The sequence below is a fragment of the Ilyomonas limi genome (assembly GCF_005233845.1).
Taxonomy (GTDB): Bacteria; Bacteroidota; Bacteroidia; order Chitinophagales; family Chitinophagaceae; genus Ilyomonas; species Ilyomonas limi.
On record NZ_SZQL01000002.1, the window covers coordinates 1 to 20,537 of the forward strand.

Genomic DNA, 20,537 nt, shown 5'->3' on the forward strand with positions numbered 1-20,537 from the left:
TGAATAAGAAATGGAAAAATTATAACCGAACTTATAGCCATCAAAAAGCAACTGTATAGCAATTACAGGACTAAAAATTATATTTGTATAACCGAATCAGGATTTATTTAATAATCTGTATAGCTATTTTAGGACGAGTCATGCGTTACTCTTACTACATAGTAAAGCGTAGGTAAAGCCTACCCAAAGCCTGGGATAAGTGTAGTCAAAGCAAAGTCAGGATTTCAGGCAAAAATACAAAAGCAGCAATGGAAAGCTTAATGTTCTGTTCAGCAATCATTGCAGCAAACAGTGCAGCTTTATAAATATTTGCTTCGCTTTTTTATACCCTCTAAAATTCCCGTGCAAAATTTTTATTGTAAATCAACCAATTACAAAACTCTGTTTCAAAATTATTCCTTAAAAGCTTTGTAATTAAAGCCTGTTTCACGTACCTTCGCAGCCATTTTTAAAAACGCGGCGGGATAGCGCCGGTAAACAATTTAATAGTTAATAATGAGCAAATTACATTTCACCACCAAGCATGCGAATGCGGCTACCGTTAAGCACAACTGGTATGTTGTGGACGGTACTAATCAAACCGTGGGACGTATGTGTGCCAAGATTGCTGCCGTACTGCGTGGCAAAAACAAGGCATACTACACCCCGCACGTAGATTGCGGCGACTACATCATCGTTACCAACGCCGACAAAGTTGTCTTCACCGGCAACAAAATGGAAGAAAAAACCTACATTAATTTCTCCGGGTACCCCGGCGGCAAAAAAGAAGAGATCGCTAAAGACCTGCTTCGCCGTCGCCCCGAAATGGTGGTAGAAAGAGCAGTAAAAGGCATGTTGCCTAAAAACCGTCTCGGTCGCAAAATGATTAAAAAGTTATTTGTGTACGCTGGTGCCGAGCATCCGCATACTGCACAGCAACCTAAAGAACTTAAATTCTAAAGCCCCGGCTCTAAAGGGGTAATATAATTAAATTATTAGCATAAAGCTATTTAAATGGAAAAACAAAAAAACGCAGTTGGTCGCCGTAAAGAAGCCGTTACCCGCGTATTCCTTAGCAGAGGGGAAGGCAAAATCACTGTAAACGGCAAAGACTATAAACAATATTTCGCACTGCCATACCTGCAAAACCAGGTAGAAGCACCTTTGAAAACCGTTGAATCGTTAGATAAATTTGATGTGCTCATTAATGCACAGGGTGGTGGTTTAAAAGGTCAGGCAGAAGCCGCCAAATTAGGTATAGCCCGCGCCCTGCTGGAAGTCAATCCTGAGTTGCGCCCGGCTTTAAAAGCTGCCGGTCACCTCAAGCGTGATCCACGCAGTGTAGAACGTAAGAAGTTCGGTCACAAAAAAGCACGCCGGAGCTTCCAGTTCAGCAAGCGTTAGTTTTTGGATCCCGGATAATACGGACTTATTACCGATGCTGCTGATACCGAAAGCATTTTCTCAAACCGGTATTATCAGTACTTTATCAGAAACATCATTATTAAAATTTTTATACAAATGGAACAAGTTCCTTCTTTACAGCAACAATTGCTCGATGCAGGTGTACACTTTGGTCACCTGAAGAAGAAGTGGAATCCTAAAATGTTGCCTTACATCTTTGCCGAAAAGAAAGGTATTCATATTATAGATTTAAACAAAACGGTAGATCACCTGCAGGAAGCTGCTGCCGCTATGAAGCAAATTGCAAAGAGTGGCAAAAAGATCATGTTTGTAGCTACCAAGAAGCAGGCAAAAGAAATTGTAAGCGAATGCGCCAACCGCGTAAATATGCCCTTTGCAACCGAGCGTTGGTTGGGTGGCATGCTTACCAACTTTAACACCGTGCGCAAGAGCGTAAAGAAAATGCAGAGCATTGATAAAATGCTAAGCGAAACCGGTGCCGCCGAAAATCTTACTAAAAAAGAACGCCTTACATTAAGCCGTGATAAAGAGAAAATGGAAAAAGTACTGGGCGGTATCGCTCAGTTGGGTCGCCTGCCGGCAGCTCTTTTTCTGGTAGATATTGGTCACGAGCACATTGCCCTGGCAGAAGCTAAGCGTTTGGGCATCACTACTTTTGGTATGGTAGATACTAACAGCGATCCCAACAAGGTTGACTTTGCAATTCCTGCCAATGACGATGCCACCAAATCTATCGCTATCATTACCAACTACATCACTGCCGCTATTGCCGAGGGTTTGCAGGAGCGTCAGCAGAGTAAAGACGAAGAAGTAGAAGAAGTGGATAATGAAGCAGAAAAGAAGGCAGCCCGCCTGCAGGCAGAAGCCGAAGCAGAAGGTGGTCGCGCACGTGGCGAAAGAGCAGCACATGGCACCAATCAGCCTAAACGCCGTGTACCTGGTGGTGCAAGCCGCAGACCGGCCGGTGGTGGCGGACAAGGTGGACCACGCAGATAGGAGCTTTGTAAACAACAGCTGTTGGTTGACTGATGATAAGTTTGTTCATCTTTCTGTCAACTATCATCCAACAACTGTCAACTTAATATATAGCCTACACACCCCAACTGCAGCAATAGTTGGGTTCTGTGTTTATAAGCAATAAAGAATTAGTGCTAATTCCCCTTTAGCATTACAAACAATTCAATTTTATAACTCCCCTTTAGGGGACGGGGGCAAACATTTGATTATGTCATCAACAGTTCAAATAACAGCAGCAGATATTAATAAGCTGCGCCAGGCAACCGGCGCTGGTATGATGGATTGCCGCAAAGCATTAACCGAAACCGGTGGCGATTTTGAAGCAGCTATCGACTGGCTGCGCAAGCAAGGTCAAAAAGTAGCTGCCAAGCGCAGCGACCGCGAAGCCAAAGAAGGTGTTGTAATCGCACAAACCAACAGCGATAATAATGTTGGCATCATTGTATGCGTAAGCTGCGAAACCGATTTTGTTTCTAAAAACACCGATTTTGTCGCTTTTGTACAAAGTATTGCCGATGCAGCCATTGCCAACAATGTAAAAAGTACAGAAGAATTAAAAGATACAACCGTAAACGGCGCTACAGTATCCAACCTTATCAACGATAAGCTGGCTGCTATTGGCGAAAAAATAGACGTTACCCGTTTTGAAAGAGTGGAAGCGCCTTATGTAGCTTCTTATATTCACGGTACAAACCGTATAGGCGTATTGGTAGGTTTAACCACTTATGCTCCGGAAGTTGGTAAAGATGTGGCTATGCAAATTGCGGCATTGAACCCCGTGGCATTGGATGAAAATTCAGTTCCTGCCGGAACCATTGATCGCGAAAGAGCCATTGTAACCGAGCAGATTCAGCAAGATCCGAAGATGGCTGGTAAACCTGCCGAAATGATTGCTAAAATTGCAGACGGTAAACTGAAAGCATTCTTTAAAGAGCAAACTTTATTGGCTCAGCCTTTTGTAAAAGACAACAGCAAATCTGTTGCTGATTATTTAAAGAGCGCCGGTGCCGATGTAAAAGTTACTGAGTTCAAAAGAGTAGCAGTAGGATAATATATTTTTTCTTTTTGTAAAAAGGGAATATCCGTACCGGATATTCCCTTTTGTTTTCTGGATATTGTAAGATTAATTTACCGTATATAAAATTAATGTTATGCCGTACAACAAGGAGGAATTAATTGCATTACCGGCAGCCGAGAAGATAGCCTTGGCTGAGGAACTCCGGAGTAGTATAGAAAACGAATTAATGCCGGCTACAAGCGAAAAGATTGCGTTTGCAAAAGAGCGACTCCAATTGCACGAAGAAAATCCAAAAGAAGGTATAAGCCCAGATATGCTTAAAAAATATTTTGCTGATAAGTAGGGCTTTCAGGTTAATTATTAACCCGATTGTTTTCTTAGATATTGAGGACGCTATAACTGTTATGAACAGTAAGCGAAAGGTTTAAGTTAGCGTTTTTATGATGATTATTTGACTACCTTACAAAACATTCAATCTCATCCGCTCCATTATACTTTTACATATCTCTCTGTTCACGGTGTATGGTGATCAGGTTTCCTTACAAAGTGTCTTATCTTATTGAACGGGAAAAAATTCTTATTATTGGCGTTGTACATGCAAAACGCAGTAATACTTTTGTAAGAAAACGGTTACGTTTATAGGTTCTATTCTTTATTTTTTGTATCCACCACAATCGTTACTGGCCCATCATTCAATAAACGCACTTTCATATCCGCGCCAAAAATGCCGGTCTGTATCGGTTTACCCAAATCAGCACTCAACTGATCAATCAGCTTTTCATACATTGGTATAGCAACAGGTGGCTTGGAGGCACGTATGTACGAAGGACGGTTACCTTTTTTGGTGCTGGCATGTAATGTAAACTGGCTTACAAGTAAAATATCACCGTCAACATCTTTTAAACTTACATTCATTACGCCGGCTGTATCATCAAAAATGCGCATGTTCACAATTTTGCCACTCAACCATTGTATGTCTTCTGCCGTATCTGCATCTTCAATACCTACCAATACCAGCAAACCCGTTTGAATACTGCCGGTTATTTCACCATTCACTTTAACCATTGCTTCCGAAACTCTTTGTATCACTGCACGCATAAGCTCTTAATTGTTACCTTTAATTTTTATCCTTTTAATTTGTTGCAAAGGAAGTAAACTTGCAGGTTTCACTACTTCTTTTTCACCAATTAACAATAGTAATGAAGATAGACATTACGCCCGAAATAATTTTTCGAACCGCACGCAGCGGCGGCAAAGGCGGACAAAATGTAAATAAAGTAGAGACAATGGTGGAAGGTCGCTGGCCTGTTGCACTTTCGCAGCTTGTAAGCGAAGAACAAAAAGTACTGATTTTACAAAAGCTGTACAACAAAATAACTGCCGATGGCGCTTTGCTGGTAAAATCGCAGGCAGAAAGAACGCAGTTGGGCAACCGTCAGTTGGTAATTAAAAAGATGAATGCGCTAGTGCAACAGGCGTTAGAAAAAAAGAAAAGCCGCATTGCTACCAAACCTTCCAAAGCGGCTAAAGAAAAACGGATAGAAAATAAGAAAAAGCTTTCGCAGGTAAAAGAAGGTCGTCAAAAAATAAGAAGAGGAGATTGTTGATGAAAAAGTGTTTGCTATTGATTGTTGTAATAATAAGCGTTTGTATCGCTTTTTCTCAAAAGGGAAAAGAAAAACCGGCATCGCAAACTATCCGTTTGATTTTTCAAAATATGGTAGGTGATGCTTCGCTGCAAACAGGCATTGAGTACACCAATGCTTTTGGTGAACCTTTTATGGTAAGGGCTTTTAAATATTATATCTCCGATATGCAATTGCAATATGCAGATAGTACTATTTACAAAACAAACCTAACTCCGCACTTAGTAAACGAGAGAGACAGTACTACCAAACAACTTTCCTTTATTGCACCGGCAGGCAACATTACAGCCATTCAATTTTTATTAGGTGTGGATAGCATTACAAATACAACCGGCGTACAAACGGGCGATTTAGATCCGGCCAAAGGCATGTATTGGGTATGGAATACCGGCTATATCATGGCAAAGCTGGAAGGCACTTCTGCGGTAGCCAAATCACCCGGCAGGCAGTTTTCGTACGATGTTGGCGGCTATAAATATGGCGAAAATGCGGCAAGAAAAATTGATCTACCAGTACCAGCAGCTTTTTATCAGGAAACATCATTATCAAAATCCAGGGATGTTATTATCAAGGCTGATGTATTGAAATGGTTTGCCGGCACACATGATGTAAAAATTGCGGAGCATCCTATGTGCCACGAGCCGGGTAAATTAGCAATGGATATTGCAGATAATTACGAAAAGATGTTTACATTTTGAATAATGATGCTTCCCTACAGCCAACTGATTAGCCTGATGCCTTTTATGTAAGCGTCAGACTATCAGTAATGCCATTCATTTATCAGTAAGATCTGCGATTAATAAGAGTCAGTAATATCAGTTATCCTAAGTAAAGCAAAATGTACAAATCATTAGAAGCCTGTTTGATTGACCTGGAAAAGCATGGTCATTTGGTGCGCGTGAAAGAAGAAGTAGATCCTTATCTGGAAATGGCGGCTATTCATCTGCGCGTGCATGAGGCTAAAGGTCCGGCTTTGCTGTTTGAGCATGTAAAAGGTTGCAATTATCGCGCAGCATCCAACATTTTTGGTACGCTGGAAAGAAGCCGTTTTATTTTTCGCGATACTTATACCACTATACAAAAACTCATAGTATTAAAAAACAATCCGGCTGCAGCTTTTAAACAACCCATCAAACATGCTGGCGCTGCAATAGGAGCTTTGCACGCATTACCACTGAAAAATCCCATCAATAAGCCTGTTTTGCAAAATGAAATAACCATTCATCAACTGCCACAAATTCATCACTGGAAAATGGATGGCGGTGCTTTTGTAACATTACCGCAGGTATATACCGAAGATATAGACAAACCCGGCGTAATGAACGCTAATCTGGGTATGTATCGCATACAATTATCAGGTAATGAATATGTGCCCGATAAAGAAGCAGGATTACACTACCAGTTGCATCGCGGTATTGGGGTGCATCAAACCAAAGCAAATGAAAAAGGCCAGCCCCTGAAAGTAAGTGTGTTTGTAGGCGGCCCACCAGCACATACGTTGGCTGCAGTAATGCCTTTGCCCGAAGGTTTAAGCGAACTCACCTTTGCCGGTGTGCTGGCAGGCAGAAGATTTCGTTATGTGTATAAAGATGGTTATTGCATTAGCACCGATGCGGACTTTGTAATTACCGGCGAAGTGCATGACGGCGATAATAAACCTGAAGGTCCTTTTGGCGATCACCTGGGTTATTACAGTTTACAGCATCCTTTCCCGGTAATGAAGGTGCATAAAGTATATGCGCGCAATAACGCTATTTGGCCGTTTACAGTAGTTGGTCGTCCGCCGCAGGAAGATACAAGCTTTGGTCAGTTGATACACGATATGACCGGCGATGCAATACCCAACGAAATACCGGGTGTAAAGGAAGTACACGCGGTAGATGCGGCGGGGGTACATCCGTTGTTGCTGGCGGTGGGCAGTGAGCGATACACGCCATACGCTCCTGCAAAGCAGCCCGCCGAACTGCTCACCATTGCCAATCATATTTTAGGCACCGGGCAACTGAGCTTAGCCAAATTTCTGTTCATCACTGCCGATGATGACAACAGCGTGCATGCACACGATGTAGTAGCATTTTTACAATATGTATTATCGCGCATAGACCTGGGACGCGACGTTCATTTTTACACAAATACTACCATTGATACGCTCGATTACTCGGGTACGAGCCTTAACAGTGGCAGCAAAGTGGTATTTGCGGCTTATGGAGATGTAAAAAGAAATCTTACTACAGAAGTGCCGGCAGCCTTAACCGAATTGCAGCAATTTAAAAATGCAAGATTGGCAATGCCCGGAGTGGTATGTATGCAAATGGATCCTTTTACAACTCAACAGCAGGCAGAAGAAGCAATAGAAGTGTTGAATATACAATTAAAAAGTAAAACAGCAGCTATTGCAGGTGTACCATTCATCGTGTTGTGCGATGATGCAACATTTGCCGTATCTACGCTGAATAACTTCTTATGGATAACATTTACACGCTGTAATCCATCGCATGATATACATGGTATAAACAGTTTTGTAAAAAACAAACACTGGGGTTGTAGCAATGTAATTATTGATGCACGCATCAAACCGCATCATGCGCCACCGGTAGAAAAGGATGCTGGTGTAGAAAGTAAAATTGAGAAGTTGTTTAGAAAAGGGGGAAGTTTATATGATATCTGACGCTATTTATTGATTTGATTTTCAATTGCACGATAAATCATATAGATACAAAAGCAAGATATTTTTCTTTCTATATTTATATTTCGATTGTGGTAAAAACTGCTACTCTTCCATTAAAAATATTACCATTTATTTAGTACGAAACCTGCATAATGAGCTGCCGGTTATGAAAATTACATTCAATAAAAGACATCAGCAGCATCTGTATAAATCAGGAAACTTCAATAGTAAGTAACTAATAACTAAAAAATAGGGGCTCCGGAAAACCAGTGCCCCTTTTTTCAACCCTAAACCCTTAAAAAACATTACTTATTGACAAAAACTATACCAACAAAACTGTTGAATAAAGTAGTAATGAGCTTACGCTGACTTATAACAATTTATAATACATGCCATTAAAAAAGTTCCAAACCCGAAAAGAAAAAGCTGCCTTCGATAGCTGCATTTTCGTCACTGTCGCTGCCATGCACTGCATTTTCGCCTACCGAAGCAGCAAACAATTTACGGATGGTGCCTTCGTCGGCTTTTGCAGGGTCAGTAGCGCCAATGAGTTTTCTGAAGTCTGCTACTGCATTCTCCTTTTCTAAAACAGCGGCTACAATAGGACCACTACTCATAAAATTAACCAATTCGCCGTAAAAAGGACGCTCTTTATGCACTTCATAAAACGCACCTGCCTGCTCTTTGGTCAGTTTTGTCCATTTCATGGCTTTGATAGTAAAACCTGCTTTAATGATCATATCTATAATGCCGCCGGTGTGTCCTTTTTGCGTGGCATCCGGCTTAATCATCGTAAATGTTCTGTTATTCATTAGTATAAAAATTTGGCGGCAAAAGTAAGTATTGAAAAATTATATTCAGCATTAAGCATTCCCGTTTACCAAAGAATAAATGCAGTTCAGCACTGTTATCTTTACCAACTTTAGTAAACTACTATACAGCGCCATGTTATCTATTTTAAAGAGAATTTTTCCTATTGTTCTTACAGCTATTTTCTTTTTTGTTTTAAAAGTTAATGCACAAAATCTTGATGTTAATATTTTAAAAGCAATCAATCCCCGTTATCCTACATCCGATATATGGTCTGGCATAAGTGGCAGTGGCTACTGGCTTACGGCTGCTGTTCCGGCAGGTACATTCGCCTATGGTTTGATAGAAAAAGATAAACAGGCACAGCACGATGCAATAGAAACGGCAATCAGTATTGGCATCAGCAGCATTATCTCGGAAGCACTGAAAAGAACTATTAATGCCACGCGGCCGGCAGATAAATATCCAAACGAGATTTTCGTAACCGCACCCGACCATGGCAGGGCATTTCCATCAGGCCACACAACGCTGGCTTTTGCTACGGCTACAAGCCTTACATTGGAATATAAAAAATGGTACATTGCTGTGCCGGCTTATGCCTGGGCAAGTGCAGTTGGCTACTCGCGCATGTACAAAGGATATCATTTGCCTTCGCAGGTATTAAGCGGTGCAGCCATAGGCGTTGCAAGTGCGTATGCAAGCCACTGGATTATGCAAAAACTATGGAAGCCAAAAGTTGCTCACAGAGCGTATAGATGAATAATAAACTTTGTGAATGAGTTGTGAGTAGTGTGGCTGCTTGTTTAGTTTTTGTTACACTTAAAGCATTAATAATATTACTACATGAAAATTCTTCCCTTTATCTGTACTCATCCGTGCTATTTGTGAGCAAAATCATTCCATGCTTAATCCAAACTCATCCAAACATAACTTCGTTTGCTCCAGATTTACATGGTGGATAGCATGAATACCAAGGCTTTTTGCCACTTCTATAAAAATAGGACGATCATCTATATATACAGTTTCTTCGGGCTTCACCAGTAAAATATCCATTGCCAGCTTGTAAATATCTTTATCGGGCTTGCGAAGGTGCACATACGAAGAAGATACAAACACGTCAATAAAGCGATTTAATTGGAATGTACATACGCGGTAATCATTCAGTTCTCTGCCTTCGTTATTAACCGAGGCAGTTTTAATTTTATATTGCTGTTTCAGGCGGTAAATCCAATCAATCATGGGTTGCAGTGGCTGCGATTGTGCAAACATGAAATCCTTAAAATCCTCTTTTGTAAAACTTTTTTTTTGATAAAATACGATTAGCTGTAAATATTCATTAAGGTTTATTTTGCCGGTCTCATACGCATCAAAAGCTACCTTGTGGCGTTCGTTCATTTCATCATAATCTATATTAAATTTTTGTGCTGCCAGTCTGCGCGATTGATGTCCCCAGCCATTGGTAAGAAACACACCCCCAATATCAAGCAGTAAAGCTTTGATGCGAATAGTTGTACTCATGTTTTGAAATTATTTTATTCTATTGCTACCAGCAAATGCAATTTGTAATGATGTAAAAAAGTATGCGGATATTATCCGCATCAACACATAAAATCTTATCTGCACAATTCAGTGCAATCTGTTTAATCCTTTATTATTAAACCAGTCCAATAGTTATATAACTTTATCAGCCTAGTCTGCGATCCTAACTCGCCTTTCCTTTCATTTCCCAGTGATCTTTTATTTTATTGCCGTTATTATCATACTTCAGCGTGCGCGCATAGCGTTCGCCTTTAATGTTGCCATCTTCTCCCCTTTTGCCAATAAACAAGAAGATGGGGTTGCCTTTTTCATCTGTTTTAAAAGCAATATCTTTTTCTCTGAAACGCATATCTATCATGGATGAAGGCTCGTATGTTTTACTCAGTTTTTTTATCAGTTCTTCCTGCATTTTATATCACTATTTAATAAAGATTTTTATACCAAACAAAAGCGGCACGGCACAAGGTAGGCATTCAAAAAGTTTACCGGGATTTTAATGTTGCTTGTTGCCTGCTTTATGGTATCGGTAAAACTATAAGCAAAATATAATCCTGCAGTATAATACAGCTTTCATAATTTGCAGGTCAACAGTGCGTATTTCTATATACAGCCAACACTATACTGCCATGCCAGCAACAAAATTATTGGTGAGAGTTATACTATTATGTATTGTACTACAAGGCAGTTCAGTTGGTACTTTTTGCCAGGATATATCGTGGATGAAAGGAATATGGAAAGGGCATAGCGGCACTCCATTTTTAGTACCACCTGTACAATGTATCAATACCTTGCAGATTACCACAGCAGATGATAGTACTTTTAACGGCATACAAACTACTTATTTTGCAAAGGACACCAACATAAGAAAAATGTATGCCTGCAATGGTTTGCTTACGCAAAGCAAAAAACAGTTTTACAGAGGAGATGTAGTGTATAAAAAGGATAGCAACCATAGAGGCTATGAGTGGAACGATTGTGCAGGATATAAAGCAGGATTTTGCAGTTTGTATGTAGAAGAGGAGAAAATAATATTGCTGGTTACTACCAATACAGGTGATAGTGCCTGCAACAGTACAGTTGCTTATTACAGAGATTTGAGTAGCTTCAACAACATTACACAACAGCAATTAATAAGCTTGTATGGCAAGTTGCGTTACAGTAGTTTAATAACATCTTCATCTTACAAACTGATCAATACACATAAAAAAAATGTTGCTACACTGGATCAACAGGATACTTTGCAAACAGATGTCTCATTAAACATTAATGCTCTACCAACAGTATTGCACGAGCGGAAAAACAAGCTGGCGCAAACGCTGCAAATCACTTCGCCATACATAGAAGTAATATTGCTGGATGATGCTGAAATTGATGGGGATATTGTATCGCTGTATCACAATAATGTAGAAGTGTTGAGCCATAAAACGCTTGGTAAAGAAGTTATCAAATATAGCTTTAAGGCAGATAAACAACATACTTATCATGAGCTGGTATTGGTAGCCGAAAACTTAGGAAGCATTCCGCCAAATACAGCGCTGATGCGCATAAGAGCCGGCAATAAAAAATATGAGTTGACTACCAGAGCTAACCTGCAGGAAAATGCCAAAGTAATAATTGAATATACGGGCGAATAAATTTATCCTGCATTACATAACTAATAATTACCTGGCTGCCTTTTACAGCTTACCTTCTGAGGTATAATAACCCCATTAGCTATTGCTGATTATAATATTTTAAGCACTTCTGCTAAATTTATTTTGATATCTGTGCTGTTGCTATTTTATTATTAAACAATTACACATTCACATTTTACAGAGATATACCAGAAAGTTGGTATGGCATATCTTTTACAGCAATAGCACTATTGTTAACCTAAATAATCAACTCTATGTTTTATCATGTAAAAGACTTGCAGTACAATGCACGTGTATCCAGGCCCGATCCGGCTTTTGCAACCATGCTACTCGAACAGTTTGGCGGCGCAAATGGCGAACTGGCAGCAGCCCTCCGCTATTTTTTACAAGCTTTTGGCAACCGGATGACGCATCCTGATAAATATGACTTGCTGATGGATATTGCTACCGAAGAATTTAGCCACCTGGAAATTGTGGGCGCCACCATTCAGATGCTACTCACCGGTATAAATGGCGAGTTGAAAGAAGCCGCTGATCAGGCAGAAATTATGCAATTGCTGAATGGTAAGAGCGCCAAGGAGAACTTTATACATCAGGCAATGGTGGCACCGCAGTTTTTAGTGTCCAGTGGTGGCGGACCAATGCTGGCTAACAGCCAGGGTGTGCCCTGGACAGCTTCGTATATCAATGGCGATGCAAATGGTGATTTAACCGTTGATCTTCGCTCGGATATTGCTGCAGAATCGCGTGCGAAAATTGTATATGAATATTTAATGCAGTTTACGGATGATGAATATGTAAAAGAAACATTGCGCTTTTTGATGACGAGGGAAGTTGCCCACTACCAGATGTTTGAAGCTGCGCTCAGCACCATACAACCCAATTTTCCACCGGGCATATTGCAAAGCGACCCGCGTTACAGCAATTTGTATTTCAACATGTCGAACGGCAACAACATACGTGGCGCATGGAACCAGGGCGTAAGCACGCAACTGGGCGAAACCTGGCAGTATATTGAAGATCCGATTCAGCATGTAATGGACACGAATGGGTTACTAAAGCAGCCCATTGCAGGTACCGATCGCACCGAAGACCAGGTATCGGAAATGAATGAAAAACTAGGTAAAATGCGAAGCGCACATATAAAAGAAATGGCACCCGCAGGTCCCCAACAATGGAATGATCCAAACTATGGTGCTGATACTAAAAACAAGAATTTTAATTTGTAAATAGCAAGTAGCCTGTCAAATTTAAATTTACTAATCGAAGCCGCTATTCGCAAGCCTGTGGCGTCTGTAGCCCATGCGCCCAACACGGAGGTATTATTACTTACAACTTACAGGCGCTTTTTCCGATGAATCGGGACAAGTAGTGCGGAAACCATGGTTGCAATAGATTAAAAATAGATTTGAGTGAACACTTATTTGCATAAGCTTAAGCTTTGATATAAACAACACTGCAATAAATAAGTATAATGCCTGTTTATTGCAGTGTTGCTTTTTAAAATATACCTTCAGTTTTTATTATAACTAATGGATGAAACGATAAAAGGAACGACTGCGGCACCGGTACAAAACAGCATAAAAACACCGTTGCAGGATAAAATATCCATCACTTATTTTACCGATCCGTTGTGCTGCTATAGTTGGGCTATGGAGCCACAATGGCGCAGGCTGCAATACGAGTACGCAAACAGTATAGATGTGCAGTATATAATGGGCGGCTTGCTGCCCGACTGGACAAGCTTTGAAGACAGCATCAACAATATAACCCGGCCGGCACAAATGGGCCCGCTTTGGATGCAGGCAAGTGAGGTATCGGGTATGCCTATGAGCAGCGCAATATGGCATACAGACCCACCGGTGTCTTCTTATCCTGCCTGCATTGCAGTGAAGTGTGCGCAACTGCAATCGGCGGCTGCCGGTGCGCGGTATTTGCGCTTGCTACGCGAAAGCCTGATGTTGCATGGCAACAACATCAGCCGGCAGGAAGTACTGATAGCTACAGCAGAACAACTGGCTGCCGAGATGCCGCAATTTGAGATACAACGTTTTGAGCAAGACCTGGTTAATGGCAATGGTTTAGCCCTTTTTCGCAGTGATATGCACACAGTGCAAATTCAAAGCATCCAGCGGTTTCCGGCTTTGTTATTCAGGCGGCTGGGTTATCCTTCGGTGCTGCTTACGGGTTATAAACCTTATGCAGTTTTATTGCAGGCTTTTGAGCAGGTTGCCGGAAATATGCCAAAAACTCAAACCGCTGCTGAGGAAAATTACCGCCGGTATTGGACTTCTGCTACAGAGCGGGAAATAGCTGAAATTAAAACTGAGCCATGATTTTAACACTGGAATTTAGAGATGAATAAGATAGAAGAAGCAAGCAATGCTTTGATTGTTCTATAATGAGGAATTCTGAATCTATAAAGGTTTTGACCCCCTTTTTACTTTATTATCCGTGAATTCTCTTTTGTACGCATTATCTATTCATGCTATCGCTGTTATGCAGCATTTAACAATTGTGTGAGCGTTATAAACATCAATACAAATATTAAAGGCTAACCAATATATTTGTTGACGTACTGTGCTGCCAAAAGAGAGTACGATAGCTTATGAAAGAATCATCGTTGCCTGCCGTTAAGTTTGTTTGCCGGTTGTTAAGTATCATTGTTTTATATTGCCTGCCAGGGCAATTTACGTATGCGCAATCTGCTGCTTCTAATGAAACAAGCATTTATCAAAATCCGGTGTTCCGCCACGATTTTCCCGATCCTAATTTGGTGAAAGCAAAAGATGGCTTTTTTTATGCTTATTCCACACAAGCCAACTGGAAGCGCGACAGTTTAGAAGATGCAACCCACTTTATCCCTATCCTGCGCTCGGCCGATTTAATACACTGGACATTTATTGGCAATGCCTTACAAAAAAAGCCTGACTGGAAAAGCGAAGGCGGCATTTGGGCGCCTGATGCTACTTATTACAAGGGCAAATATTACCTCTACTACTCCTTTTCTACCTGGGGCGATCCCAACCCCGGCGTTGGCTTTGCAGTAAGTGATAAGCCCGAAGGTCCGTTTACCGATAAAGGCAAATTATTTTTAAGTAAAGAAATAGGGGTAGATAATTCTATTGATCCGGTGCTGATAATTGACGGCGGCAAACTGTACCTTATATGGGGCAGCTTTCATGGTATTTATGGCGTTCCATTGTCTGATGATGGCGCAAGTGTAACAGGCGATAAATTTCAGATTGCAGGCAATGCCTATGAAGGTTCTTTTGTGTATAAAAGAGGAAAATATTACTACTATTTTGGTTCCACCGGCACTTGTTGCGAGGGCGTAAAAAGCACGTACAGAGTAAAGGTGGGCAGGGCTACTTCCTTCAAAGGACCATACATAGATAAGGATGGAAAACCGCTGCTGGAGAATGGCGGCACACTGCTGTTGCAAGGCAATGCCGGCACTACGGGTTTTGTAGGTCCGGGACATAACGGCGATATATTTACAGATGATGCCGGCAATACCTGGATGTTGTATCATGCTTTTGATAAAGTGCAGGGCTATAAGCGCATGATGCTGCTGGATAAAATAGAATGGATAAATGATTGGCCCTATATACTAAATGAAGAACCCAGCTTTACACCACATCAAGGTCCGGTGTTTAAGAGCAAATAAACAAACCATGGTGCTGAAATAATGTTTAATACGGAAGTAGGTCAATTATGTAATACTATAGATGAAAAGAGGTAAACAACTCCTTACCCGTAAAATTATACATACAATAGCAGGTTTATTCGCTTTGTTTTATCCGGCTGGCTGTTTTTCCTCTATAGATAAGTAGATATTGGAAGCCGGTTACAAGCACTTATGGCTGCATAAGCAATTAAATCTTTATGTATAAAAGGAAAATGTGTTTATCAGAGCAGTTATAGTATAGATTTTGTAGTAAATAATTATTGCCATTAGCAGGTATGGGTTAGTGCTACAGTTCTTTTAAACATTTAATACACAACTTATTATTTTAGTTTCTCTCAGGTAATCAGTTGGTGTCAAGTTTATTTGGCAATACTAAAAAAAGCTACTAATTTAATCTCATTAAAGCTTGCCTTATGACACATCATCACACTATCGCACGAATTGCCGTAATTATTTTAGGCATCGTACTTATCTGCTTTGGGCTGTACCATTTTCTCAATCCGGAAAACCTGGTTGGATATGTGCCGGCATTCATGCCGGGAGGTCAGTTATGGGTGTACATTACAGGTGCTGCTTTTATACTGGCGGGTATAGCGTTTATTTTGCATAAGCAGGTAAACATAGCAGGTTATTTATTGGCACTGTTGCTCGTTATTTTTGTGCTCACTATTCATTTGCCCAATTACTTAAATTCAGGTAGTCCCGAAATGCGCCAGGTTGCCTTTGTAAATCTTTTAAAAGATACCGCATTGGCAGCTTTTGCTTTATACCTTGCCAGCAATGCCCGGAATCTGGAAGGCTAAAAGCCTGTTTATTTTTCCTGTTGTACAGGATACTACTTATTGCGGCAGCTAAATACAGGAATTACCCATCACTTTTCCTTTAGTATGAGGCGCAGCAATACTATACATTGCTTAATGCGCATCTCATACCAGTATTAATTGAGTAATATGCCATGTCTCCTGCTCGCAGCTCAAAGCCTGCAGCTTATATATCGCGCCTTTCTGCTTTTGCTTTTGCCATATATTGCACCCAAACTGCTTGTATGACCAAAGGACGTTTGGAAGCCTTTAGCGATGGTGTACTCGCCATTATTATTACCATTATGGTGCTCGAAATAAAGGTACCGCATAGCGATACATTAGCTTCTTTGAAGCCACTGCTTCCTGCGCTTTTAAGCTACGTGCTCAGCTTTATTTACATCGGTATTTACTGGAACAATCACCACCACATGTTGCATACGGTTCGTCATATCAATGGCAGTACCTTATGGGCAAATACACATCTTCTCTTCTGGCTTTCGCTGGTACCTTTTGCCACCCATTGGATGGGTGAAAACCATTTTACCGCATTGCCGGTAGCTGTGTATGGGATTATATTATTTATGGCAGGCTTTGCATATTATATTTTACTGCATACACTCATACGTCTGCACGGCAAAGATTCGCTGCTTGCCCATGCAATTGGAGGGGATAAAAAAGGTATTGTTTCAATTGTTGTATATGCTGTGGGCATCATCCTATCTTTTACAGCACCGGCTATCAGCCTTATATTGTATGCCGCCGTAGCTGCTATGTGGCTGATACCTGATCCGCGGATTGAAAAGTTGTTGTATAATAAAAAGGAGAAAAACAATTATCAAGAATAGCAGCAAAGAGATGGAAAAACACCTGCGGAAATTTTTCTTTTTGTAGGGACGAGTTGAGGTGCTACTATTAAGCTACTGGTGTAATTGAAGAATAAGGCTGGGCATTTACACGAGTACGTTTTTGCCGCAAGGAACGGGAGTTTTATCGAAAAGAAAACAGAGTTAAAAAAGGCTTCGCCCTCACAATTCATACGGTTTATATCAAAACAAATGATTGAAACCGCTGATGTGCTAATTTCTAAACCGCCAGCATTTTTAAACCGATGGATTAAAAGAGAATTTGTTTATTACATAACGAATTTCTCTACTTCCCTTTATTATATCCGCTCCTTTTTCTACCTGGTTAATCAGCGTAAAATCATTAACAGCAGGCTTCAAAAAAAACAAATGAAAAAGCAAGTGCACGGGCACTTGCTAAACAGGCTATTGTATAATAGAATCTAAACGATCGTATTAGTTAGATGCAGCGGTTTCATTTACGATGCCCTGTAATTCAGCACGAACTTCTTTATTCAGTTTGAAGAACTGTGCAACCTGGCTAATAGTAGTGGTTCCATTCTTCAATCGCTCTACAACCAAATCGTACTTTTTACTGTTTTTATCCAGCCATGGCTTTTCGGCTACCGTAGAAGCTTTTACTGCTGCTTCCTGCGGGTTGGCTGCACCGTGTGTAGCGCGGTTAGCATCATCATCTTCATCGAGGTTTAAGCCCAGCACAGCAGCTAAGGCATAACGGCGCATGTAAGAGATAACACTACCCTGGGCCTGCGGATCGTTTTTAAGCGGTTGCATGAAGTAATCGCACTGCATGTATTCGCCGCTTTCGCCGTGCATCAGTACTGTAGTTAAACCATTCTGCCCTGTAGGAAACTGCGTAAAAGACAACCCCGCATCCAGCAGCGGCTGCTTAATAGCTTCCAGAATAGTAGACAGCGTAGCATACTTGCTGTTGAAGAAAGGATTGGTAGCGTCTTTAGTAATCTTGCCAACGCTTGCATGAAATTGCTTCAACGCTTTCGCCAGATTCACAATTGAGGGAGACTTTTCCATAAACTTACTTGACTTTAAAATTTTAATTGAATGACCAAATATACTACATTTTACTAAAAGTATTAGCTATATTTTCATAAAGAAATCATAACGTTTTTAGAAGTTTAAAGCATTGAAAATTAATAAGTTTTGATAGAAAAGTTGCTTATAAATATTTGATTTTACAGTAATTATGAAATCAAAAAAATAGCTGTTATAAGTTAATGATTATACACAGGTTATACACATAGTTTTCCACAATCTATGCTTTCATTACATCCAACTCTTTCTGCAATCTAAACATCTCATCGCGCAGTCTTGCCGCCTCAATAAAGTCCAGATCGCGGGCTGCTTTTTCCATTTGCTTCTTTGTTTGCTGCACTGCCTTTTCCATTTGGGGGATGGTTTTATATACCACCTGTTCTTCGGCAGCTACCGCAGGCTTCACAATATCTTCATCTCCCTGCAGTGCATACGGGCTTTTAGTGTCATAGCCTTTAATGTCCAGCACAGAGGTTTGTGCCATCACCTGCTCAATACTTTTCTTCACAGTTTTTGGCACAATACCGTGTTCCATGTTGTAAGCAATCTGTTTTTCGCGGCGGCGGGCTGTTTCATCCATTGTCCGCTGCATGCTTTCTGTTATCTTATCTGCATAAAAAATCACCAGCCCATCCACATTACGTGCTGCACGTCCGGCTGTTTGCGTAAGCGAGCGTTCATTGCGCAAAAAGCCTTCTTTATCCGCATCAAGGATAGCTACGAGCGATACTTCGGGTAGGTCTAAACCCTCACGCAACAAGTTTACGCCTACCAGCACATCTATTTCGCCAAGCCGCAACTGCCGTAATATTTCTACTCTTTCCAGCGTATCTACATCGCTGTGGATGTATTTACTTTTTATATTAATTCTACCTAAATATTTGTCCATTTCTTCTGCCATACGCTTGGTAAGCGTGGTTACCAACACCCGGTCGCCCTTGGTCACGCGCTTGTCTATTTCATCCAGCAAATCATCAATCTGGTTTACACTTGGGCGCACTTCAATTGGAGGATCTAATAAACCTGTGGGTCGCACTACCTGTTCTACTACCACACCGCCGGTTTTTTCCAGTTCGTATTCGCCGGGTGTGGCACTTACAAATACCATTTGCCCCACCATACTTTCAAATTCATGGAAGTTGAGCGGGCGGTTATCCAATGCACTGGGCAAGCGAAAGCCATAATCTACCAACACCAGTTTACGGCTTCTGTCGCCGCCATACATACCTGCTATTTGCGGTACGGTTTGATGGCTTTCATCCAGTATCGTCAGGAAGTCTTTAGGAAAATAATCCAGCAAACAGAATGGACGGCTGCCGGGTGTACGGCGATCAAAGAAGCGGGAATAATTTTCGATGCCATTGCAAAAACCCAGTTCGCGTATCATTTCCAAATCGTATTCCACACGCTCTTTTATGCGCTGTGCTTCTAACAACTTGCCGATGCTTTTGAAATACTCTACCTGCATGCGCATTTCATCCTGAATTTCATAAATGATTTGCTGCTGCATATCTTTTGGCGCCAAGAACAAGTTAGCCGGAAAAATAGTAGCTTCTTCCATTCTGCTGATGCGCTTGTTGCTGCTGAGTTCAATAGACTCTATCTCTTCTATTTCATCGCCAAAAAAGGTAACGCGCAAACCATAATCTGCATACGGCAGGTTCACATCCACTGTATCTCCTTTTACCCTGAAATACCCACGCGTAAAATCGCCTTGTGTGCGGGTGTATAACGAGTTGACTAACGAATGTAAAAAGCCCTGCCTTGAAATTACCTGACCTTTGCGAATGCGGATAATGCCATTTTCAAATTCCTTCGGATTTCCCAGGCCATAAATACAGCTCACACTCGCTACAATGATCACATCGCGCCTGCCGGTAAGCAATTGCGCCGTAGCTTGTAGCCGCAGCTTATCCAGTTCCTGGTTAATACTCAAATCTTTTTCAATGTATTTGTCACTTACCGGTATATAAGCCTCCGGCTGATAATAATCGTAATAACTTACAAAGTAGCCTACTGCATTATCGGGGAAGAACTGCCGGAACTCTCCATACAACTGTGCCACAAGTGTTTTGTTGTGGGTTAAAACCAGGGTTGGGCGTTGCACATTTTGAATAACATTTGCCATGGTGAATGTTTTACCACTACCGGTAACGCCGAGTAAGGTCTGGTATCTTTCACCACTTACTATTCCTTCTGTTAATTGTTGAATAGCCGAGGGCTGGTCGCCGCTGGGCTGGTAAGGTGCTTTTATCTGAAAATGCATACCACGCAATTTACTAACAAAATTAGTTTATAGAAAGGGCGAGAACAGGAATTAAGGAATGATTATTATGGATTGTAAATAATGCTCTCTGTGCCCGAAAGGAATTCCCATTTTATAAGTGAGAG

At 41.1% G+C, this 20,537-nt stretch carries 20 protein-coding genes and 1 pseudogene; 15 read left to right on the forward strand and 6 right to left on the reverse strand.

What is annotated here, in order from left to right:
* Positions 1 to 495 precede the first annotated feature (495 nt).
* From rplM to FC093_RS03315, 5 genes are all read left to right on the forward strand, one after another.
* The gene (rplM, locus tag FC093_RS03295) at positions 496 to 939 is read left to right on the forward strand and encodes a 50S ribosomal protein L13 (RefSeq protein ID WP_137260330.1); all 444 of its coding nucleotides are present in this window, start codon (positions 496 to 498) and stop codon (positions 937 to 939) included.
* A gap of 54 nt (positions 940 to 993) precedes the next feature.
* Positions 994 to 1,383 (forward strand): 30S ribosomal protein S9, encoded by a 390-nt coding sequence (gene rpsI / locus FC093_RS03300; protein WP_137260331.1) that lies wholly within the window; start codon positions 994 to 996, stop codon positions 1,381 to 1,383.
* A 117-nt stretch (positions 1,384 to 1,500) separates the two neighbouring features.
* A complete protein-coding gene (rpsB, locus tag FC093_RS03305; protein WP_137260332.1) occupies positions 1,501 to 2,400 on the forward strand; it encodes a 30S ribosomal protein S2 in 900 nt (299 codons plus the stop codon).
* 229 nt (positions 2,401 to 2,629) lie between these two features.
* Complete coding sequence (gene tsf / locus FC093_RS03310) at positions 2,630 to 3,472, forward strand: translation elongation factor Ts (protein WP_137260333.1); 843 nt, start codon at positions 2,630 to 2,632, stop codon at positions 3,470 to 3,472.
* 100 nt (positions 3,473 to 3,572) lie between these two features.
* Entirely contained in the window at positions 3,573 to 3,782 is a 210-nt protein-coding gene (locus FC093_RS03315; RefSeq protein ID WP_137260334.1) for an addiction module protein, read from the forward strand.
* A 302-nt stretch (positions 3,783 to 4,084) separates the two neighbouring features.
* Here FC093_RS03315 and dtd read toward each other — a convergent pair whose 3' ends face one another.
* Positions 4,085 to 4,537, reverse strand: coding sequence for a D-aminoacyl-tRNA deacylase (gene dtd, locus FC093_RS03320; protein ID WP_137260335.1), 453 nt, complete (start codon positions 4,535 to 4,537; stop codon positions 4,085 to 4,087).
* 101 nt (positions 4,538 to 4,638) lie between these two features.
* Between dtd and arfB the strand changes: the two are divergent.
* The 3 genes and pseudogenes from arfB to FC093_RS03335 form a co-directional block, all read left to right on the forward strand.
* Positions 4,639 to 5,046, forward strand: a pseudogene (gene arfB / locus FC093_RS03325) (alternative ribosome rescue aminoacyl-tRNA hydrolase ArfB); the annotation flags it as partial.
* On the forward strand, positions 5,046 to 5,783 hold the full coding sequence (locus FC093_RS03330; RefSeq protein ID WP_137260337.1) for an MbnP family protein: 738 nt from the start codon (positions 5,046 to 5,048) through the stop codon (positions 5,781 to 5,783). The pseudogene arfB and the gene FC093_RS03330, both read left to right, overlap by 1 nt.
* A 140-nt stretch (positions 5,784 to 5,923) precedes the next feature.
* Positions 5,924 to 7,753, forward strand: coding sequence for a UbiD family decarboxylase (locus tag FC093_RS03335; RefSeq protein ID WP_137260338.1), 1,830 nt, complete (start codon positions 5,924 to 5,926; stop codon positions 7,751 to 7,753).
* Between the two features lie 395 nt (positions 7,754 to 8,148).
* On the opposite strand, the gene FC093_RS03340 is transcribed toward FC093_RS03335, so the two are convergent.
* A complete protein-coding gene (locus tag FC093_RS03340; RefSeq protein ID WP_137260339.1) occupies positions 8,149 to 8,565 on the reverse strand; it encodes a nucleoside-diphosphate kinase in 417 nt (138 codons plus the stop codon).
* 79 nt (positions 8,566 to 8,644) lie between these two features.
* Between FC093_RS03340 and FC093_RS03345 the strand changes: the two genes are divergently transcribed.
* The gene (locus FC093_RS03345) at positions 8,645 to 9,322 is read left to right on the forward strand and encodes a phosphatase PAP2 family protein (protein ID WP_137260340.1); all 678 of its coding nucleotides are present in this window, start codon (positions 8,645 to 8,647) and stop codon (positions 9,320 to 9,322) included.
* Positions 9,323 to 9,457: 135 nt separating this feature from the next.
* Here FC093_RS03345 and FC093_RS03350 read toward each other — a convergent pair whose 3' ends face one another.
* On the reverse strand, positions 9,458 to 10,081 hold the full coding sequence (locus FC093_RS03350; RefSeq protein ID WP_137260341.1) for an HAD family hydrolase: 624 nt from the start codon (positions 10,079 to 10,081) through the stop codon (positions 9,458 to 9,460).
* A 184-nt stretch (positions 10,082 to 10,265) separates the two neighbouring features.
* Entirely contained in the window at positions 10,266 to 10,511 is a 246-nt protein-coding gene (locus FC093_RS03355) for a hypothetical protein (protein WP_137260342.1), read from the reverse strand.
* A 217-nt stretch (positions 10,512 to 10,728) separates the two neighbouring features.
* Here FC093_RS03355 and FC093_RS03360 point away from each other — a divergent pair, with 217 nt between their 5' ends.
* The 6 genes from FC093_RS03360 to FC093_RS03385 all read left to right on the forward strand — a co-directional run bounded on the left by FC093_RS03360 (position 10,729) and on the right by FC093_RS03385 (position 17,075).
* On the forward strand, positions 10,729 to 11,736 hold the full coding sequence (locus tag FC093_RS03360) for a hypothetical protein (RefSeq protein WP_137260343.1): 1,008 nt from the start codon (positions 10,729 to 10,731) through the stop codon (positions 11,734 to 11,736).
* A gap of 254 nt (positions 11,737 to 11,990) precedes the next feature.
* Positions 11,991 to 12,965: a manganese catalase family protein gene (locus tag FC093_RS03365; protein WP_137260344.1), complete on the forward strand. Its 975-nt coding sequence runs from the start codon at positions 11,991 to 11,993 to the stop codon at positions 12,963 to 12,965.
* 303 nt (positions 12,966 to 13,268) lie between these two features.
* On the forward strand, positions 13,269 to 14,072 hold the full coding sequence (locus FC093_RS03370; protein ID WP_137260345.1) for a DsbA family oxidoreductase: 804 nt from the start codon (positions 13,269 to 13,271) through the stop codon (positions 14,070 to 14,072).
* Between the two features lie 272 nt (positions 14,073 to 14,344).
* Complete coding sequence (locus tag FC093_RS03375) at positions 14,345 to 15,406, forward strand: family 43 glycosylhydrolase (protein ID WP_137260346.1); 1,062 nt, start codon at positions 14,345 to 14,347, stop codon at positions 15,404 to 15,406.
* A gap of 434 nt (positions 15,407 to 15,840) precedes the next feature.
* A complete protein-coding gene (locus tag FC093_RS03380; protein WP_137260347.1) occupies positions 15,841 to 16,230 on the forward strand; it encodes a DoxX family protein in 390 nt (129 codons plus the stop codon).
* Between the two features lie 242 nt (positions 16,231 to 16,472).
* The gene (locus tag FC093_RS03385) at positions 16,473 to 17,075 is read left to right on the forward strand and encodes a TMEM175 family protein (RefSeq protein WP_137260348.1); all 603 of its coding nucleotides are present in this window, start codon (positions 16,473 to 16,475) and stop codon (positions 17,073 to 17,075) included.
* A gap of 453 nt (positions 17,076 to 17,528) precedes the next feature.
* On the opposite strand, the gene FC093_RS03390 is transcribed toward FC093_RS03385, so the two are convergent.
* A complete protein-coding gene (locus FC093_RS03390) occupies positions 17,529 to 18,125 on the reverse strand; it encodes an ERF family protein (RefSeq protein WP_137260349.1) in 597 nt (198 codons plus the stop codon).
* A 241-nt stretch (positions 18,126 to 18,366) separates the two neighbouring features.
* On the reverse strand, positions 18,367 to 20,412 hold the full coding sequence (gene uvrB / locus FC093_RS03395) for an excinuclease ABC subunit UvrB (protein ID WP_137260350.1): 2,046 nt from the start codon (positions 20,410 to 20,412) through the stop codon (positions 18,367 to 18,369).
* Positions 20,413 to 20,537: the final 125 nt, after the last annotated feature.

What these genes read in the sequence shown, in the direction of transcription:
- rplM (WP_137260330.1), top strand. Translation starts at nt 496, where the DNA reads ATGAGCAAATTACATTTCACCACCAAGCATGCGAATGCGGCTACCGTT.
- rpsI (WP_137260331.1), top strand. Translation starts at nt 994, where the DNA reads ATGGAAAAACAAAAAAACGCAGTTGGTCGCCGTAAAGAAGCCGTTACC.
- rpsB (WP_137260332.1), top strand. Translation starts at nt 1,501, where the DNA reads ATGGAACAAGTTCCTTCTTTACAGCAACAATTGCTCGATGCAGGTGTA.
- tsf (WP_137260333.1), top strand. Translation starts at nt 2,630, where the DNA reads ATGTCATCAACAGTTCAAATAACAGCAGCAGATATTAATAAGCTGCGC.
- FC093_RS03315 (WP_137260334.1), top strand. Translation starts at nt 3,573, where the DNA reads ATGCCGTACAACAAGGAGGAATTAATTGCATTACCGGCAGCCGAGAAG.
- dtd (WP_137260335.1), bottom strand. Translation starts at nt 4,537, where the DNA reads ATGCGTGCAGTGATACAAAGAGTTTCGGAAGCAATGGTTAAAGTGAAT.
- FC093_RS03330 (WP_137260337.1), top strand. Translation starts at nt 5,046, where the DNA reads ATGAAAAAGTGTTTGCTATTGATTGTTGTAATAATAAGCGTTTGTATC.
- FC093_RS03335 (WP_137260338.1), top strand. Translation starts at nt 5,924, where the DNA reads ATGTACAAATCATTAGAAGCCTGTTTGATTGACCTGGAAAAGCATGGT.
- FC093_RS03340 (WP_137260339.1), bottom strand. Translation starts at nt 8,565, where the DNA reads ATGAATAACAGAACATTTACGATGATTAAGCCGGATGCCACGCAAAAA.
- FC093_RS03345 (WP_137260340.1), top strand. Translation starts at nt 8,645, where the DNA reads ATGCAGTTCAGCACTGTTATCTTTACCAACTTTAGTAAACTACTATAC.
- FC093_RS03350 (WP_137260341.1), bottom strand. Translation starts at nt 10,081, where the DNA reads ATGAGTACAACTATTCGCATCAAAGCTTTACTGCTTGATATTGGGGGT.
- FC093_RS03355 (WP_137260342.1), bottom strand. Translation starts at nt 10,511, where the DNA reads ATGCAGGAAGAACTGATAAAAAAACTGAGTAAAACATACGAGCCTTCA.
- FC093_RS03360 (WP_137260343.1), top strand. Translation starts at nt 10,729, where the DNA reads ATGCCAGCAACAAAATTATTGGTGAGAGTTATACTATTATGTATTGTA.
- FC093_RS03365 (WP_137260344.1), top strand. Translation starts at nt 11,991, where the DNA reads ATGTTTTATCATGTAAAAGACTTGCAGTACAATGCACGTGTATCCAGG.
- FC093_RS03370 (WP_137260345.1), top strand. Translation starts at nt 13,269, where the DNA reads ATGGATGAAACGATAAAAGGAACGACTGCGGCACCGGTACAAAACAGC.
- FC093_RS03375 (WP_137260346.1), top strand. Translation starts at nt 14,345, where the DNA reads ATGAAAGAATCATCGTTGCCTGCCGTTAAGTTTGTTTGCCGGTTGTTA.
- FC093_RS03380 (WP_137260347.1), top strand. Translation starts at nt 15,841, where the DNA reads ATGACACATCATCACACTATCGCACGAATTGCCGTAATTATTTTAGGC.
- FC093_RS03385 (WP_137260348.1), top strand. Translation starts at nt 16,473, where the DNA reads ATGACCAAAGGACGTTTGGAAGCCTTTAGCGATGGTGTACTCGCCATT.
- FC093_RS03390 (WP_137260349.1), bottom strand. Translation starts at nt 18,125, where the DNA reads ATGGAAAAGTCTCCCTCAATTGTGAATCTGGCGAAAGCGTTGAAGCAA.
- uvrB (WP_137260350.1), bottom strand. Translation starts at nt 20,412, where the DNA reads ATGCATTTTCAGATAAAAGCACCTTACCAGCCCAGCGGCGACCAGCCC.